11 protein-coding genes and 5 tRNA genes are annotated in these 16,715 nt (G+C 63.6%); 12 read left to right on the plus strand and 4 right to left on the minus strand.

The genetic code is table 11. The annotated features are described in order from the left end of the window. Window positions 1–240: 240 nt before the first annotated feature. From HDG37_RS15350 to HDG37_RS15360, 3 genes are all read right to left on the minus strand, one after another. Window positions 241–1,425, minus strand: coding sequence for a porin (locus tag HDG37_RS15350; protein WP_184049004.1), 1,185 nt, complete (start codon window positions 1,423–1,425; stop codon window positions 241–243). 61 nt (window positions 1,426–1,486) lie between these two features. Beyond that, on the minus strand, window positions 1,487–3,922 hold the full coding sequence (locus tag HDG37_RS15355; RefSeq protein ID WP_184049007.1) for a glycoside hydrolase family 31 protein: 2,436 nt from the start codon (window positions 3,920–3,922) through the stop codon (window positions 1,487–1,489). A gap of 19 nt (window positions 3,923–3,941) precedes the next feature. Next, window positions 3,942–5,228, minus strand: a complete 1,287-nt coding sequence (locus HDG37_RS15360; protein ID WP_184049010.1) for an MFS transporter — start codon at window positions 5,226–5,228, stop codon at window positions 3,942–3,944. A gap of 464 nt (window positions 5,229–5,692) precedes the next feature. Between HDG37_RS15360 and HDG37_RS15365 the strand changes: the two genes are divergently transcribed. From HDG37_RS15365 to HDG37_RS15390, 6 genes are all read left to right on the plus strand, one after another. After that, window positions 5,693–6,040: a hypothetical protein gene (locus HDG37_RS15365; RefSeq protein WP_184049013.1), complete on the plus strand. Its 348-nt coding sequence runs from the start codon at window positions 5,693–5,695 to the stop codon at window positions 6,038–6,040. Window positions 6,041–6,233: 193 nt separating this feature from the next. Further along, window positions 6,234–8,150 (plus strand): extracellular solute-binding protein, encoded by a 1,917-nt coding sequence (locus tag HDG37_RS15370; protein WP_184049016.1) that lies wholly within the window; start codon window positions 6,234–6,236, stop codon window positions 8,148–8,150. A gap of 47 nt (window positions 8,151–8,197) precedes the next feature. Next, window positions 8,198–9,235 carry a microcin C ABC transporter permease YejB gene (locus HDG37_RS15375; RefSeq protein ID WP_090800650.1) on the plus strand — a complete coding sequence of 346 codons (1,038 nt, stop codon included), beginning with the start codon at window positions 8,198–8,200 and terminating at the stop codon, window positions 9,233–9,235. Then, window positions 9,235–10,341, plus strand: a complete 1,107-nt coding sequence (locus HDG37_RS15380) for an ABC transporter permease (protein WP_184049019.1) — start codon at window positions 9,235–9,237, stop codon at window positions 10,339–10,341. Before HDG37_RS15375 ends, HDG37_RS15380 begins: the two co-directional genes overlap by 1 nt. Then, window positions 10,338–11,969, plus strand: a complete 1,632-nt coding sequence (locus HDG37_RS15385; protein WP_184049022.1) for an ABC transporter ATP-binding protein — start codon at window positions 10,338–10,340, stop codon at window positions 11,967–11,969. Before HDG37_RS15380 ends, HDG37_RS15385 begins: the two co-directional genes overlap by 4 nt. Window positions 11,970–12,105: 136 nt before the next feature. After that, complete coding sequence (locus HDG37_RS15390) at window positions 12,106–12,771, plus strand: C40 family peptidase (protein WP_184049025.1); 666 nt, start codon at window positions 12,106–12,108, stop codon at window positions 12,769–12,771. Window positions 12,772–12,884: 113 nt separating this feature from the next. On the opposite strand, the gene HDG37_RS15395 is transcribed toward HDG37_RS15390, so the two are convergent. After that, window positions 12,885–13,832, minus strand: a complete 948-nt coding sequence (locus tag HDG37_RS15395) for a patatin-like phospholipase family protein (protein ID WP_184049029.1) — start codon at window positions 13,830–13,832, stop codon at window positions 12,885–12,887. Window positions 13,833–14,320: 488 nt separating this feature from the next. Here HDG37_RS15395 and gltX point away from each other — a divergent pair, with 488 nt between their 5' ends. From gltX to HDG37_RS15425, 6 genes are all read left to right on the plus strand, one after another. After that, on the plus strand, window positions 14,321–15,730 hold the full coding sequence (gene gltX, locus HDG37_RS15400; RefSeq protein ID WP_184049031.1) for a glutamate--tRNA ligase: 1,410 nt from the start codon (window positions 14,321–14,323) through the stop codon (window positions 15,728–15,730). Window positions 15,731–15,850: 120 nt separating this feature from the next. After that, a tRNA-Ala gene (locus HDG37_RS15405) sits at window positions 15,851–15,926 on the plus strand. 187 nt (window positions 15,927–16,113) lie between these two features. Further along, window positions 16,114–16,189 (plus strand) — tRNA-Glu (locus HDG37_RS15410). A gap of 90 nt (window positions 16,190–16,279) precedes the next feature. Continuing rightward, window positions 16,280–16,356: transfer RNA gene (locus HDG37_RS15415), tRNA-Asp, on the plus strand. A gap of 61 nt (window positions 16,357–16,417) precedes the next feature. Then, window positions 16,418–16,493, plus strand: a tRNA-Glu gene (locus tag HDG37_RS15420). A gap of 81 nt (window positions 16,494–16,574) precedes the next feature. Then, a tRNA-Asp gene (locus HDG37_RS15425) sits at window positions 16,575–16,651 on the plus strand. The last annotated feature ends 64 nt before the right edge of the window (window positions 16,652–16,715 follow it).

The raw sequence follows: 16,715 nt of genomic DNA on the forward strand, positions 1-16,715 counted from the left end.
GCGGGGTTTTTGTTTGTGCGCGGCGAGATTTTGATCTCGCTCGCTACTTCAGCGATGTCAGCGGCATTCCCAGCCCTCCAGCGTGTGACCACGTCCTACGTGAATAGGCAGGTCTGCTGATCAATGCATGGCGCCGTTAGCCCGCCACGCTGGTCCGCAGAAAACCGCGCCAGATCCGGCGCGGCAGGCAAGGAGTCCGCATGACTGATCCCGTCGTGCCGCTGACCGAGACCGCCTCGCTTAGAACGCGTGCCGCAACCCCACCATGCCGACGAACTGAGACGGACCCGATGACGGCGTCGTGTTCTGCGAGTCGCCGACCACCGCGACCGCGTCGGCGATGGTCACACCGCTGCCCGACGAGATCAGCGACTTGCCGCCTGCATGCTGATAGGCCTCGAGCGCGTACAGCGTGGTGCGCGTCGACAGGTTGTAGGTCTGTTCGAGCGAGATCTGATGATAGTGCGCCGGATCGCTGATGCCGTTCGCCTTGCTTGCCTGGGTGAAGCTATAGCCGCCGCCGACCGTCAAGCTCGGCGTGATCCGGTACGTCGCGATCGCACCGTACGTGTTGAACACGGCCTTGTCGAAGAACAGCGAGCCGTGCCCCGGCGCGTACTGCACATTCGAGTAGTTGAGGCCCACCATCAGATCGTGCCACGTATAGCGACCCGCCGCGGCGAACAGCTGCGCGCTGCGCGCGCTCGCGTAACCGTTGTTGACCGGCGAGTTGATCGCGAAGCTGCCGAGCGCCGCGCTCGTCGAAATGTCCTTCAGCTTCACGTAGCCGGCTGCGAGCGACACGGGCTGGAAGTCATAACGCAGCGCCGCGCTGAACAGGCTGCCGTTCGCGACGCTGCCGGGCACGCCGCCGAGACCATACTGCGCGCTTGCCTGCAGGCCCCCGATCGTCGGCGATAGGTAGGTTACCGAATTATTGAAGCGCAGCGTCGTGTCGAGGGCGTCGAGATCGCCGGGGTGCGCGCCGGTCGCGCCGGTCAGCACGCCGGTCGGTCCGAGCGCGCCGACCATCTGGAAGTAGGGTGTGTACTGGCGGCCGAGCGTCACCGTGCCGTAGGGGTCGTTCGCGAGGCCGACATAGGCCTGGCGATTGAACAGGTAGCCCGCGGTGCTTTGCGCGCCAGTCAGCGAATTGAAGCCGCTCTCGAGCCGGAAGATCGCCTTCGTGCCGCCGCCGAGATCTTCCGAGCCGAGGAAGCCGAACTTGCTCGCCTGCAGGTTGCCCTGGCTCATGTAGAAATTCGAATGCCCCTTCTGGTTGCTGGCATAGGCGAACGCATTGTCGACGACGCCATACAGCGTGACGCTGCTTTGCGCCGATGCGCTGGTGGACAACGCGGTGCCCGCGAACGGCAGGCAGCAGAGGACGAACGCGCGGGTGCGCGCGCGCTGGTTTATTTTCATGATTGGGATGTCTCCAGACTGATGGGACGGCCTGATCCCTCAGGCCGGTGCGGTGGGTTGTTCAGTGCGGCACCGAAATCGTCAGGCAGCGCCAGCCGTGCGCGGTGTGATCGGTGACGAGCGTGCCGTTAGCGCAGACGACCGCGCGTGTTTCGCGCATTGGCACGAACACGCGCACTTGCGGCTGCACGCGCGGCATCCATTGCGAACGCTCGAGCGTCACCCGCAAAGTGTTTGCGTCGCCCGTCAGCGTGACGTTCCAGCGGCCTTGCTCGCCGTTGCGCCAGGCTTCGGTCTCGCCGTCGTCCTCGATCGAGCCGCCTTGCGCGGTGCCCGCGTCGGCATACGGCACGGCGAGGAATGCGCGTTCGTCGGCAGGGCGGCCAAAATGCTGCTCGGCGATGTTGAGCGGAATCACGCTGCCTTCACGCAGCAGGAACACCGGCCGCTCGAACGGCGCGGGCAACGTGACGGTCTGGCCGCCGTCGAACGTTTCGCCGCTCCAGTACGACACCCAGCGCGAACCGGCCGGTAGATACACGGCGCGCGTGCTCTGGCCCGGATCGACCACTGGCGCGACCAGCATCGACGAGCCGAGCATCATGTCGTCGCCATCGACGAGGCAGCGCGGATCGTGCGGAAACTCCGCGAACAGCGGCCGCAGCACCGGCTCGTACGCGCTATGCGATTGCCACAGCAACTCGTAGAGATAAGGGATCAGGCGATAGCGCAGCTTGATCAGGTCTGCCACGTGCCGCGTGACTTCGGGATGCATCCACGGCTCGTTGACGGTGCCGTCGTCGTTCCACGAGTGAATCGAAAAGCGCGGCAGGAAGATGCCGAACCCGACCCAGCGCGCAAACAGCTCCGGCTCCGGCGCCGGACCCGAGAAGCCACCGATGTCGTGACCGCTATTCGACACGCCCGACATCGCGAGCCCGAGACCCATCTTCAGATTGAAGCGCAGCGTTTCCCACGACGTGTAGTTGTCGCCCGACCACGTCTGCACGTAGCGATGCATGCCGACGCCGCCCGAGCGCGACACGAGGAACGGGCGCCTGTCAGGCGCGTGCTCGCGCTGCGCGTCGTGCGACGCGCGCATCATCAGCTGCGTCTGCAGCACCTTCGCCTGGTGTGCCGGATACGGCTTGCCGAAGCCGCGCGCGATCGCATGCGGCGACCAGATCTCGAACTCGTTGTTGTCGTTCCAGGTGGCCGCGATGCCGTATTTGAGCAGTGCGTCCTTCACGCGAGCTTTCCACCAGTCGATCGTCGCGGGATTCGTGAAGTCGAGGTACGCGCCGACTTCGTCCCAGAACTGCACCCATGCGGGATCGCCATCGGGCGCTTCGATCAACAGGCCGGCGTGGGCGACGTCGTCGAACGCCGGGTGGTCTTGCAGCAGACACGGCTTGATGTTCGCGCACAGACGCACGCCGTGATCGAGATAGCTCCGCACGAAGCCGTCGATGTCCGGAAACTTGTCGTGATTCCAGTTGAACACGTAGCGCTTCGGCCCGATCGACGTATAGCCCGACGACAGATGAAACGAATCGCACAGCACGTCGTGCTCGCGGCAACGCTCGATGAATTCGCCCATCTGCTGTTGCGCGTCCGGCGCGTCGGTATAGCTCATCGTCGAGCCCGAGTAGCCGAGGCCCCACTTCGGCATCCACGCGGGACGTCCGGTGAGCCACGTGAAGCGGCGCACCGCGTCGAGCGGCGAGCCGGGCGATGCGATGAAGTAGTAGTCGAGATCGCCGTGTTCGGCGATGAAGTGCCGATAGTGGCCGTGATAGTTGTCGAGCTCGCGGCCCATGTCGAAGCGGCAATCGGCGAGCGTGTCGTAGTACAGGCCGAAGCCCGTCGACGTCTGCGGCTGCCACGTCACGTAGAACGGGATGTGCTTGTACAGCGGGTCCGTGGTGCGCGCGCTGTAGCCCATCGCGTCGATGTTGCGCATCTCGTAGCTTTGCCGCGCGCGATCGAGCGAGCCGGCACGCTCGCCGAGGCCCACGTACATTTCGTCGCGGCGCCGCTCGAGGTAGTGATAGACGCGCGAGTCCCACCAGCCGAAGTTGTACGCCTGGGTCTTGCGATCGCTCATCACGCGATGCCATGTGCCTTCGTGCAGGATGTCCCAGGCGCAGGCGCCGCCATCGAGCGCCACGCTCACGCGCACGCGCGCCGTTTCGATCACGATGTGACCGGCTGCTTCGTTCACCGTGAACGGCGGCGGCGTGAAGCCGCTCAGGTCGCGGCGCTCGCGGCCTTCGAGCGGCACGTCGTCCATCCCGGGCGCGATCGCCCACGTGCGCGGGCCGCGCGTTTCGCCGTCCGGCAGCACGAGCACGCGGATGATGTCCTCGGCGAGCACGAACAGCTCGATGCGGCAATTCGACTGCGCGCTTAGCACGACCGGGTTGGCCGCCGGGTTGCCAGCGTGGGGGGCGAGCGCGAAGCGCGGTGGATGTTTGAGATTGATCTGTGAACGCATGATGAGTCTTCGAGGAAGGTCAGGCAGCAGTGTTGACGCTCAGTTCGGCGCGGCGCGCGCGGCCGTGGCGCGGCACACCGCGCATCAGGATGATCAGCAGCGTCGCGCCGATGATGTCGAATGCGCCGAGCGCACCGAACAGCGGCGTGTAGCCGATCGAATCGGCGAGCGCGCCGACCATCAGCGAGAAGCCGAGGCCGCCGATCCACGCGGCCATGCCCGCGAAGCCGGCGACGGTGCCGACTTCGCCCGGATCGAATACGTCGGCGGCGAGCGTGTTGACGAGCGCCGAGATCATCTGGTGCGCGAAGCCGCCGACGCAGAAGAGGGCGATGGCCTGGTAGGGCGACGCGACGAGACCGATCGAGGCCGGCCCGATCATCATCAGCGCGCCGAGCACGACGCCCGAGATGCGCGACCAGATCAGCGGCACGCGAAAACGCTTCATCAGGAATGGCGACAGATAGCCGCCGAACAGACCGCCCAGGTCCGCGGCTAGAAACGGCAGCCACGCGAACATCGCGATCTGCTTCAGATCCATATGACGCTGCGTGGCGAGATACAGCGGAATCCAGAAGCTGAACGTTTGCCACGCGGGCTCGGCGAAAAAGCGCGCTTGCGCGATCGCCCAGAAACGGCGCGTGCGCAGCACTTCACGCACGCTCGCGCGGCGCGCGGCGGGCGGTGCCTGGCCTTCGACGATCGCGGCGCGCTCGGCATCGCTCACGCGCTTGTGCTCGGCGGGCGAGCGGTACAGCACGAACCATGCGGCGGCCCACACGAAGCCGAGCGCGCCGGTCACCGCGAACGCGCTCTGCCAGCCGTAGCGCAGCGACAGGAAAACGACGAGCGGCGGCGCGAGCAGCGAGCCGAGCGAGGTGCCCGCATTGAAATAGCCGACCGCGACGGATTTCTCGCGATCGGGAAACCATTCGGCGACGACCTTCATGCCGGCCGGAATCGCGACCGCTTCGGACAGGCCCATGAAGCCGCGCAGCGCCGCGAGCGAAAACCAACTGCCCGCGAAACCGTGGAACACGCCGGTCAGCGACCACAGACACGCGAACAGCGCGAAGCCGAGGCGCAGGCCGATCAGATCGATGATCAGGCCGCAGACGGGCTGCATCACCGTATAGCCGACCTGGAACGCGCCGACCACGTACGAATACTGCCGCGTGTTCATGTGCAGCAGTTTCATCAGCTCGGGCGCCATCACGCCGAGCGCGTTGCGCGACAGATAGTTGACGATCGTCCCAACGCACACGAGGGCGATGATCCACCAGCGCAATCCCTTGATCGTTTTCAAAATCAGTCTCCGTGGCGCATTGAGCGGTTGCTTCCGACGCAGTGCTCGGGTATGCGCGAATTCGAACATTTATTGGTTTTCAATGGCAGTCATCCTATCACTTGGAAACGACCTGGATATCCGTGGAAACCATAGTTGTTGCCACGTCATCCCTTGATTTGTCTGGATAAGTTGATATTTTTTTACCTCTTCTACGAGCGGTGATCGGATGACTATGGTGAGGAATATCGAACAGATATGTTCTTTCGAACTTTAAAATGTTCGTTTTCGAGATGCCAGCCAGGCCGCGAGCCGGCGCCCGTGCGGAGGGTGCTTTTTCACCGCCGTCTGGCGTGTGTAACCAGACATTACGCCGCCGCCGGCGAGGCGATTTTCAGCATCAGTTATTACAAAGTTGAAATACGCGTGTTGCTGCCTTTGCGTTATATTTCCGCCAACAAAACATGTTCCTACAAAGGTGATCAATGAAGTCCGCTCGTCTTGTTCCGCTTGTGCTCGGCGTGTTGACGTTGGCTGCATCGGGTGCCGCGATGGCCGCGGGGCTCAACATCGGGGTCAATATCGGCATTCCCGCGCCGGTCTACGTCGCACCGGCGCCGGTCTACGCACCGCCGCCGCCTCCGCCGCCGCCCGTCGTCTATCAGCCGGCTCCCGTGTACTACGGCGGTCCGCAAATCGTGATCGGCTGGCATGGCGACCGTTACTGGGACGGCCATCGCTACTGGGCGCGCAACGACTGGTATCGCCACCATCCGCCGGGCCGCGGCGACTATGCGCGCGGTCACTACGACCAACATCGCGGCTGGCACTGAGTCGCCACTGCGTCAGCGCTGAAGCGCGCCAACCGGCCGCAGCGATGACAGAACCGCCCTTGGAGGGCGGTTTTTGTTTTTTGTGCTGAAACATTCGTCGCTGACGCATTTCGTCGCAGTCGGCCGCCAGATCGCGCAAGCTAATTGGGTAGAATTCCCCACATCGCCACTGCCCATCTACCAGCACGACTCCATGACAACTGGCTCGCGACGGGTTCAAACGCCTGAGGGACTTCGACACAGCGTGATCCACGGACCCTTGCGCGCCGCGTTCGCCGTCGCGTTGCTGTGCGCGAGTCTGCTCGTCGCGCCGCACGCGCATGCCGCGCAGGCGATCGCGCAATACGGCGAGCCTAAATATCCGGCCGGCTTCAAGCACTTCGACTACGTCAATCCCGATGCGCCGAAAGGCGGCACGCTCGTGCTCGCGAACCCGAGCCGTCTAACGAGCTTCGACAAGTTCAATCCGTTCACTCTGCGTGGCAATGCGGCGCCCGGCCTCGAATTGATGTTCGAGAGCCTGACGATCGGCAGCAGCGACGAAGTCGCGTCCGCCTACGGGCTGCTCGCCGACGACATCGTCGTCGCGCCCGACGGTCTGTCGGTCACGTTCCACATCAATCCGCGCGCGCGCTTTTCGAACGGCGAGCCTGTGACCGCCGACGACGTCAAGTTCTCTCTCGACACGCTGAAGAGCCCGCAGGCCGCGCCGCAGTTCGCATCGCTTTTCAGCGAGTTCAAGCGTGCGGTCGTCGTCGATCCGGCCACGGTGCGCTTCGAGTTTCGCGAGCGCAATCGCGAGTTGCCGCTGCTCGCGGGCAGCATGCCGGTGTTCTCGCGCAAGTGGGGGATGAAGCCCGACGGCAGCCGTGTTCCGTTCGACCAGCTCGCATTCGAAAAGCCAATCGGCAGCGGGCCGTATCTGATCGACAGCTACGACAACGGCCGCACGATCACGTTCAAACGCGACCCGCACTATTGGGGCGCCGATCTGCCGGTGCGCGTCGGCATGAACAACTTCGATCGCATCGTCTACAAGCTGTATGCCGATAGCACCGCGCGGCTCGAGGCGTTCAAGGCTGGCGAGTACGACGCGCTGGTCGAATACATCGCGCGCAACTGGGTGCGGCGCGACGTCGGCAAGAAGTTCGACAGTGGCGAGTTGATCAAGCGCGAGTTTGCGCAGCACAACGGCACCGGCATGCAGGGCTTTTTCCTGAACACGCGCCGGCCGCTGTTCCAGGATGTGCGGGTGCGCAAGGCGCTCGATCTCGCGCTCGACTTTCAGTGGCTGAACCGCCAGCTGTTTTTCAACCAGTACACGCGCATCGACAGCTATTTCGCCAACACCGAATGGCAGGCGAAGGGGCTGCCTTCGCCTGGCGAGCTCGCGCTGCTGGAGCCGTTTCGCGCCCAACTCGACCCGGCGGTATTCGGGCCGCCGCCGAAGCAGCCCGATACCGATCCGCCCGGCTCGCTGCGCGCGAATCTGCTGCAGGCGCGCGATCTGCTGCAGCAGGCCGGCTGGACCTATCGTGACGGCGCGCTGCGCAACGCGAAGGGCGAGCCGTTCCAGTTCGAGATACTCGACGACTCGGGTTCGGCCTCGTCGATGGAGCCGATCATCGCGACCTTCACGCGCAATCTGCAAAAGCTCGGCATTACCGCGAACTTCCGCACCACCGACTTCGCGGTCTATCAGAAGCGGCTCGACGCATTCGACTTCGACGTGACGACGATTCGCATGCCCGACGTGCAGGTGCCGGGCTCCGAGCAGATCACCCGCTTCGGCAGCAAGGCCGCCGATACGCCCGGCTCGGACAACGCGATCGGCCTGAAGTCGCCGGCCGTCGACGCGGTGTTGAACGCGCTCGTGCATGCGCAAACGCGCGAGCAGCTGACCGATGCCGCGCACGCGCTCGACCGTCTGCTGATGCATGGCTACTATGTGGTGCCGCACTGGTACAGCGGCACGCATCGCGTCGCGTTCAAGCGCGGGCTCGCGTGGCCGAAGACTTTGCCGCTGTACTATGGCGCGGAGGGCTGGATCACGACGATGTGGTGGTACGAGGACCCGCGGGCGCGCACGCCCATGGGCAGCGCCGACTGATCCGCAGATCCATCGCCCCCACCAACGCGTTCACTGGAACACCGCCTATGTGGAGCTACATCCTCAAACGCCTGCTGCTGATGATCCCGACGCTGCTCGGCGTGCTGACGCTGACCTTCGTCGTGATCCAGTTCGTGCCGGGCGGCCCCGTCGAGCAGATGCAGCACGAACTGCGCAAGGGCGCGGAGGGCGCCTCGCCGTTCGGGCTGCGCTCGCATAGCGGCGTCGATGCGCAACAGATCGCGCAACTGAAGCAGCTGTACGGCTTCGACAAACCGCCGCTCGAACGCTACGTGCTGATGCTCAAGCGCTTCGCGACCTTCGATCTCGGCCAGAGCTATTTCCGTCATCAGAGCGTGTTGTCGCTGATCGTGTCGAAGCTGCCGGTGTCGATCAGCATCGGCCTGTGGACGTTCTTTCTCACCTATCTGATATCGGTGCCGCTCGGCATCGCGAAGGCGGTGCGCAACGGCTCGCACTTCGATATCGCGACGAGCCTCGTCGTGCTGGTCGGCTACGCGATTCCGGGCTTCGTGCTCGGCGTGCTGCTGCTCGTGCTGTTCGGCGGCGGCACGTTCCTGCAGCTGTTTCCGCTGCGCAACCTCACTTCCGACAACTGGGACCAGTTGAGCCTCGTCGGCAAGATCCTCGACTATCTATGGCATATCACGCTGCCGATCACGGCGTCGGTGGTGGGCAGCTTCGCGGTCGTCACGATGCTGACGAAAAACGCGTTCCTCGACGAAATCCGCAAGCAGTACGTGCTGACCGCGCGTGCCAAAGGTTTGTCCGAGCGGCGCGTGTTGTGGAAGCACGTGTTTCGCAATGCGCTGCTGCCGCTGATCGTCAATTTCCCGGGCGCGTTCATCGGCGCGTTCTTCACCGGCAGCCTGCTGATCGAAACGCTGTTCTCGCTCGACGGGCTCGGGTTGCTGTCGTATGAATCGGTAATGCGGCGGGACTATCCGGTCGTGCTCGGCACGTTGTATCTGTTCACGCTGATCGGCCTCGTCACGCGGCTGATCTCCGACCTTTGCTATGTGTGGGTCGATCCCCGCATCCAATTCGAACAACTGGAGCGCTGATGAATCGAGCCCGCCTTTCCGCCGACGCGGCGGCGCGCACCGAACCCGCGCGGGCACTGATGTCGCCGTCGCCGGCGCGTCGCGTGTGGCAGCGTTTTCGCCAGCAGCGTCTCGGCTACTGGAGCCTGATCATCTTCGTCGTCGCGTTCGCGGCGAGCCTCGTGGGGCCGCTGTGGTCGAACGACAAGCCGGTCGTCGTGCGCTACGACGGCCATCTGTATTTCCCGCTCGTCAAGACCTACGCCGAGACCACCTTCGGTGGCGACTTCCCCACGCCGGCCGATTATCTCGATCCGTACATCCGTCACCGCTTCGATGCGCCGGGCAACTTCGCGCTGTATCCGCCCAATCACTACTACTACGACACGCTCAATTACTTTTCGAAGACGCCCAACCCGGCGCCACCGTCGCGCGAGAACTGGCTCGGCACCGACGACCGCGGCCGCGATCTGTTCGCGCGTCTGCTGTACGGCTTCGGCGTGTCGGTCGTGTTCGGCCTCGTGCTGAGCGTGATCAGCACGATCGTCGGCATCGCCGCGGGGGCGGTGCAAGGTTACTTCGGAGGGCGAACGGACATCGTCGGGCAGCGTCTGATCGAGGTCTGGAACGCGATGCCGCAACTCTATCTGCTGATCATCTTTTCATCGATCTTCGAGCGCAGCTTCGCTCTTTTGATCGTGCTGCTGTCGCTGTTCAACTGGATCGGCCTGTCCGACTACGTGCGCGCCGAGTTCCTGCGCAATCGCCAGCAGGACTACGTGCGCGCCGCGCGCGCGATGGGCCTGTCGCATTGGCAGATCATGTGGCGTCACGTGTTGCCGAACAGTCTGACGCCGGTCATCACGTTCCTGCCGTTCAGCATGAGCAGCGCGATTCTCGCGCTGACGAGTCTCGACTTCCTCGGCCTCGGCGTGCCGCCGCCGACGCCGAGCCTGGGCGAACTGCTCGCTCAGGGCAAGGCGAATCTCGACGCGTGGTGGATCTCGGTGTCGACCTTCGGCGTGCTGGTGGCGATGCTGCTGTTATTGACCTTCATGGGCGACGCGCTGCGCAACGCGCTCGACACGCGTATCTCCGATGCGATACACGCCGGAGGTGGTCAATGAGCGCGCCGCCGCAAATCGATCCGCAATCGACGGACACGCCGCTGCTCGAACTCGACCATCTGCGTGTCGCGTTCGGCGACACGGTGGCCGTCGACGACGTCACGCTCGCGATCGCGCGCGGTGAACGCGTCGCGCTCGTCGGCGAGTCGGGCTCGGGCAAGAGCGTGACCGCGCTGTCGGTGCTGCGCCTGCTGAACGACGCGCAGGTGAGCGGGGCGATCCGCTTCGATGGCAAAGATCTGCTCGCGAAGAGCGAGCGTGCGATGCGTGGCCTGCGCGGCTCGGACATCGCGATGATCTTCCAGGAACCGATGACCGCGCTCAATCCGCTGTATACGATCGGCGACCAGATTGCGGAAACGATCGTCGTGCATGACGGCGTCAGCGCGGCCGAAGCGTGCAGGCGGGCGGTCGCGCTGCTCGCGCGCACCGGCATCACCGAGCCGGAGAGGCGCATCAACAGCTACCCGCATCAGCTGTCGGGCGGGCAGCGGCAGCGCGCGATGATCGCGATGGCGCTCGCCTGCCGGCCGCGCCTGTTGCTCGCCGACGAGCCGACCACCGCGCTCGACGTGACGATTCGCGCGCAAATCGTCGAGCTTCTGCTGGAACTGCAGCGCGACGAAGCAAAAAAGCGCGGCATGGCCGTGCTGCTGATCACGCACGACCTGAACCTCGTGCGTCACTTCGCGCAGCGCGTCGCGGTAATGGAGCGAGGCGTGCTGGTCGAAACCGGCACGGTCGAGCAGGTGTTCGAGGCGCCGCGCCATCCGTATACCCAGCGGCTGCTCGCGAGCCGGCCGCAGCGCGAGGTCGTGCCGGTGCTGCCGATCTCGCCGGTGCTGCTCGAAGCGCGCGACGTGGCGGTCGACTTCAGAACGAAGCTGCCCGGCCCGCGTGGCTGGTTCGGCGCGGGGCGGTTTCGCGCGGTCGACGCGGCGAACGTGTCGGTGCGCCAGGGCGAGACGCTCGGGATCGTCGGTGAATCGGGATCGGGCAAGTCGACGCTCGCGATGGCACTGCTCGGCGTGCAGCGCACCGCGCATGGCGAGATCCAGTTTCAGGGCAGGGCGCTCGCGAGCTATCGCGGCGCCGAAAAGACCGCGCTGCGCTCGAATATGCAGGTCGTCTTTCAAGACCCTTTTAGTTCGCTTTCGCCGCGGCAGACGATCGAGCGGATCGTCGGTGAGGGGCTCGCGCTGCATCGGCCGCAGATGACTCCGCAGGCGCGGCGCGACAAGGTCGTCGCGGTGCTGCGCGAAGTCGGCATCGACCGGACCGCGCTGTATCGCTATCCGCATGAATTTTCGGGTGGGCAGCGGCAGCGCATCGCGATCGCGCGCGCGCTGGTACTGGAGCCGCGCGTGCTGATCCTCGACGAACCGACCAGCGCGCTCGACGTATCGATCCAGCAGCAGGTGCTCAAGCTGCTCACCGGTTTGCAGCACAAATACAACCTCGGCTTCGTGTTCATCAGCCACGACCTGGAAGTGATCGGGGCGATGGCGCACCGAGTCGTGGTGATGCAAAACGGATCGATCGTCGAGGCCGGCGAAGTCGAGAAAATTTTTGCTGCACCGGCGCATCCTTACACGCGAAAGCTGCTGAAAGCGGCGCTTGATCGTTGATTTTTCACCGTTTCCCCAATTGAGTGCGTCCGTCGATTGATTTTTCCTATTCCTTTTGACAGGCAAATACTTACTGGCTAGTATCGAGCAAACTTTTTTTCTAGACCCCTGATTTTTTGGCAAAAACTACCGACCAATGCAGCACAGAAACTTCACCCAGGCTTGCACGCGCGTCGTCGCCGGGATGTTCATTGGCGTCTTGATGGCAGCAGCTCCCGGCGCGTTCGCCGACGAAGTAAGCGGTTTTAATCAGAATGCCTCATATCCGACCACCAACGGCTCGGATCCTCTCTCCCTTCTCACTCCCCAAACCAAGGCCGCCGGCAGCGAAGGCGGCAGTGCCAAATCGTTCCTTTCGGGCATGGCCGGCAAAGCGGGCGACGTGGTGGTCGGCGCGCTGAACATGATCGGCGTTCGCTACCGTTGGGGCGGCAATACGCCTGATTCGGGGCTCGATTGCAGCGGTTTCGTGCGCTACGTGTTCCAGGACACGCTCGGTCTCGCGCTGCCGCGCCGTGCCGAGGAAATGAGCCGCCTGGGCGAGAAGGTGCGGGTAAGCGACCTGAAGCCGGGCGATCTGGTGTTCTTCAATACGATGCGCCGCACGTTCTCGCACGTCGGCATCTATATCGGCGACAACAAGTTCGTGCACTCGCCGTCCACCGGCAGCACGATCCGCGTCGACGACATGGATGACGGCTACTGGGAAAAGCGGTTTACGGGTGCGCGTCGGATCGAGACCTCGTATCAGGCCGACGATCTGCGCAAGCGCGTGACCGCGACGATCGGCGGGAATAACTGATTCGGCGCCACGTTTGGCGATAAAAAAGCCTGCTTCGTTCGAAGCAGGCTTTTTGCGTTTGATGCGCGCATTTTTGCCATGGCGACGCACAGCCACTGCGCGTCGCCGGGCTTTCAGGCTCCCATGCGCCGCGCGGCGAGCTTGCGCTGCAACTCCGGCATCATCTTCGCGACCGCTTCCTCGCCGGCGAGGATCGCGGCGTTGCGCTGTGAGAAATCGCTGCCGCTCATCGCCGCGAGATTCGGCCGGATCACCACGTCGGCGTACTTGTCGAGCTCGTAGGCCTTGATCGTCTGGCCCATGATCGTGAAGGTCTGCATCAACACGTCGAACGAGCTTGCCGTGACGCCGTTTTCCGGTCGCTGGGAGATATCGACGGCGATCACGAAATCCGCGCCCATCTTGCGCGCGAACGACGCCGGTACCGGACTCACGAGACCCCCATCCACGTACTCGTGACCGCCGATCTTCACCGGCTCGAAAATCGACGGCACGCTGCACGACGCGCGCACCGCGATGCCGGTGTTGCCACGCTGGAACAGGATCGGCTGGCCGGTTTGCAGATCGGTCGCGACCACGCCGAGCGGCCTCGCCATCTTCTCGATCGGGCGGTCGTTCAGCGTCGTGTTCAGGTAGTTCTGCAGCGCGACGCCCTGCAGGAAGCCGCGCGTACGAAACGGCATCGCCCAGTCGCTGATCGACGCTTCGTCCATCGACAGCGCGAGCTTGTTCAGCGCGAAGCCGTTCATGCCCGACGCGTACAGCGCACCGACGACGGAGCCGGCGCTCGTGCCGGCAATCAGGTCGATCTGGATATTGCGCGCCTCGAGAGCCTTGATGACGCCGATGTGCGCAAAGCCGCGCGCGGCGCCGCCGCCGAGAGCGAGCGCGACGCGAACCGGCTTCTGTTGCGCTTTTTCAGGCGGCGGGGGAACGGCGGGCGTCGCGGTGATCGGCGCGCCATCGAGTTTGCCGGCGGTCGTGGTGCAGGCGGCAAGCACCGCGGATGCGGCCGCCAGCGAAAAGCTGCGGCGGCTCAAGTTCGGGGATGAGGGTTTCAACGAGTTCTCCAGCAACGGCGCGCGCGCCGCGAGCGGCGTCGCGTGTACCGCGATCAGGCTGAGGTCAGACCGGGCGGATCGCCGACGGCGATTGCGCGCGCTTGCAGCGGCGTTCGCTCCGGATCGGATCGAGGTGCGGTAAGCCCGCATCGCAGCGCGCGCACATCTTAATGCAAACGATCGGCTCGCGCGGTCCGCTGTAATGAAACGTTGCAGAGGAAGTATTCGGAACTGACGCGGCGCTTTTCCAAGATGAGTTGGGTGAGCGCTGGGAAGGTGCGAACGCAGATGTCTGGACGCCGTTCGCCCATGCGCCATTGGCCGTTCGGACGAGGGCGGCAACCCGCGTGCGGAAGGTATAATTCGGCTCTTGCACTTATTCCCTCGTGGCCGTGCGCGACGTCGCGCGCAGCATGGTCACGCTTCGCTGCCGCGCTTCGCAGCCATGTTCGCCTGAGCGCCGGCGCCTGTTTTCCGAGTAACCGCTAATGACCACCTCCGTTCGTACCCGTTTCGCACCGAGTCCCACCGGCTTCATCCACTTGGGCAACATCCGCTCCGCGCTGTATCCGTGGGCGTTCGCGCGCAAGATGAAAGGGATCTTCGTGCTGCGGGTCGAGGACACCGACCTCGAGCGCTCCACGACCGAATCCGTCGACGCGATTCTCGAAGGCATGGCGTGGCTCGGCCTCGATTTCGACGAAGGCCCGTTCTACCAGATGCAGCGCATGGACCGCTACCGCGAAGTGCTGAAGCAGATGCAGGAGGCGGGGCTCGTCTATCCGTGCTACATGTCGACCGAAGAGCTCGACGCGCTGCGCGAGCGCCAGCGCGAAGCAGGCGAAAAGCCGCGCTACGACGGCACGTGGCGCCCGGAGCCGGGCAAGGTGCTGCCGGAGCCGCCCGTGGGCGTGAAGCCGGTGCTGCGGTTTCGCAATCCGCTGACCGGCGTGGTTGCGTGGGACGACGCGGTGAAAGGCCGCATCGAAATCTCGAACGAAGAACTCGACGACCTCGTGATCGCGCGTCCGGACGGCACGCCGACGTATAACTTCTGCGTCGTCGTCGACGATCTCGACTTGCGCATCACTCACGTGATTCGTGGCGACGACCACGTCAACAACACGCCGCGCCAGATCAACATACTGCGCGCGCTCGGTGGCGAGCCGCCGGTGTATGCACACCTGCCGACCGTGCTGAACGAGCAGGGCGAGAAGATGAGCAAGCGCCACGGCGCAATGAGCGTGATCGGTTATCGCGATGCGGGGTATCTGCCGGAAGCGGTCGTCAACTATCTGGCGCGCCTCGGCTGGTCGCATGGTGACGCGGAGATTTTCACGCGCGAGCAGTTCGTCGAGTGGTTCGATCTCGAGCACCTCGGCAAGTCGCCGGCGCAGTACGACCATGACAAGCTGAACTGGCTCAACGCGCACTACATCAAGGAAGCCGACAACGCACGCCTCGCCGAACTGGCGAAACCGTTCTTCGCGGAGCTCGGCATCGACGAAGCCACACTCGCCCAAGGTCCGGATCTGACGGGCGTGGTGGGCCTAATGAAGGATCGGGCTTCGACCGTGAAGGAGATCGCGCAGAACGCCGCGATGTTCTATCGCACCCCGGCACCCGACGCTGAGTCGCTTGCACAGCACGTCACCGACGCGATTCGTCCGGCGCTCGCTGATCTGGCCGCTGCATTGAATACGGTCGAATGGACCAAGGAGGCGATCGCCGCCGCGCTGAAAGCGACGCTCGGCACGCACAAGCTGAAGATGCCGCAGCTCGCGATGCCGGTGCGTCTGCTGGTGGCGGGTACGACGCATACACCGTCGATCGATAGCGTGCTGATGCTGATCGGTCGCGACGTCGTCGTTAGCCGCATCGAAAAAGCGCTTGGCTAATCCGTTGGCAGCGTGCGTCAGAGGTTTCGCATGCCTCCGGAGAAAATTCGAATGTAATTGCTCAAAGGGTATTTACAAAGCGCAGATCGCCCTCTAAACTCTCGTTTCTCTGATGTGCGCGGGGGTATAGCTCAGCTGGGAGAGCGCTTGCATGGCATGCAAGAGGTCAGCGGTTCGATCCCGCTTACCTCCACCAACAGAGCAGAGAGGTGAAAGTGGTTAAGAAGTCTGATGGTTGTAGAAAAAAGACTTCACAAATCGCTGAAATGTAGTTAAAGTAGCGTTCTTCGCTGTTGACCAGAAAATAGCTTGGCGAATTAACTGAAAAGTTAGCGCGAGTTGATCAAGTCAAAAGCGAATCGAGACGGATCTGAAAAGATTTTGTCCCCTTCGTCTAGAGGCCTAGGACATCACCCTTTCACGGTGAGTACAGGGGTTCGAATCCCCTAGGGGACGCCAAACATCAGCGTCGCTTTAGTATTCGAGTAGTAGTAAAGCAGCGCAGCTTGCAGAGAATTAACCGACGCTCGCAAGCAGGGTGTAAAGACTGGAGTGGTAGTTCAGTCGGTTAGAATACCGGCCTGTCACGCCGGGGGTCGCGGGTTCGAGTCCCGTCCACTCCGCCAGACAAAGCCCGTTCACACATACTTGAACGGGCTTTTTCATTAAAGGTGTAAGCAGTACGTTGTCCCCTTCGTCTAGAGGCCTAGGACATCACCCTTTCACGGTGAGTACAGGGGTTCGAATCCCCTAGGGGACGCCAGAACATCGGCGTCGTTCGGTTGGAAGTTTGAACGGTGCAGCAAGCTGTGAGTATGGCATCGCAGGCTGCGATGCAAAATCTGGAGCGGTAGTTCAGTTGGTTAGAATACCGGCCTGTCACGCCGGGGGTCGCGGGTTCGAGTCCCGTCCGCTCCGCCAGATTTGAGAAAGCCCACTTCGCAAGAAGTGGGCTTTTTTATGTGCGCCCAGCATGGGCGCGCTC

It is taken from the genome of Paraburkholderia sp. MM5384-R2 (assembly GCF_014201025.1).
In the GTDB taxonomy this organism is placed as follows: Bacteria; Pseudomonadota; Gammaproteobacteria; order Burkholderiales; family Burkholderiaceae; genus Paraburkholderia; species Paraburkholderia tuberum.

Bases quoted from the DNA above. Each gene is read 5' to 3' on its own strand.
- HDG37_RS15365 (WP_184049013.1), top strand. From the start codon at position 5,693: ATGAAGTCCGCTCGTCTTGTTCCGCTTGTGCTCGGCGTGTTGACGTTG.
- HDG37_RS15390 (WP_184049025.1), top strand. From the start codon at position 12,106: ATGCAGCACAGAAACTTCACCCAGGCTTGCACGCGCGTCGTCGCCGGG.
- HDG37_RS15385 (WP_184049022.1), top strand. From the start codon at position 10,338: ATGAGCGCGCCGCCGCAAATCGATCCGCAATCGACGGACACGCCGCTG.
- gltX (WP_184049031.1), top strand. From the start codon at position 14,321: ATGACCACCTCCGTTCGTACCCGTTTCGCACCGAGTCCCACCGGCTTC.
- HDG37_RS15350 (WP_184049004.1), bottom strand. From the start codon at position 1,425: ATGAAAATAAACCAGCGCGCGCGCACCCGCGCGTTCGTCCTCTGCTGC.
- HDG37_RS15375 (WP_090800650.1), top strand. From the start codon at position 8,198: ATGTGGAGCTACATCCTCAAACGCCTGCTGCTGATGATCCCGACGCTG.
- HDG37_RS15370 (WP_184049016.1), top strand. From the start codon at position 6,234: ATGACAACTGGCTCGCGACGGGTTCAAACGCCTGAGGGACTTCGACAC.
- HDG37_RS15355 (WP_184049007.1), bottom strand. From the start codon at position 3,922: ATGCGTTCACAGATCAATCTCAAACATCCACCGCGCTTCGCGCTCGCC.
- HDG37_RS15380 (WP_184049019.1), top strand. From the start codon at position 9,235: ATGAATCGAGCCCGCCTTTCCGCCGACGCGGCGGCGCGCACCGAACCC.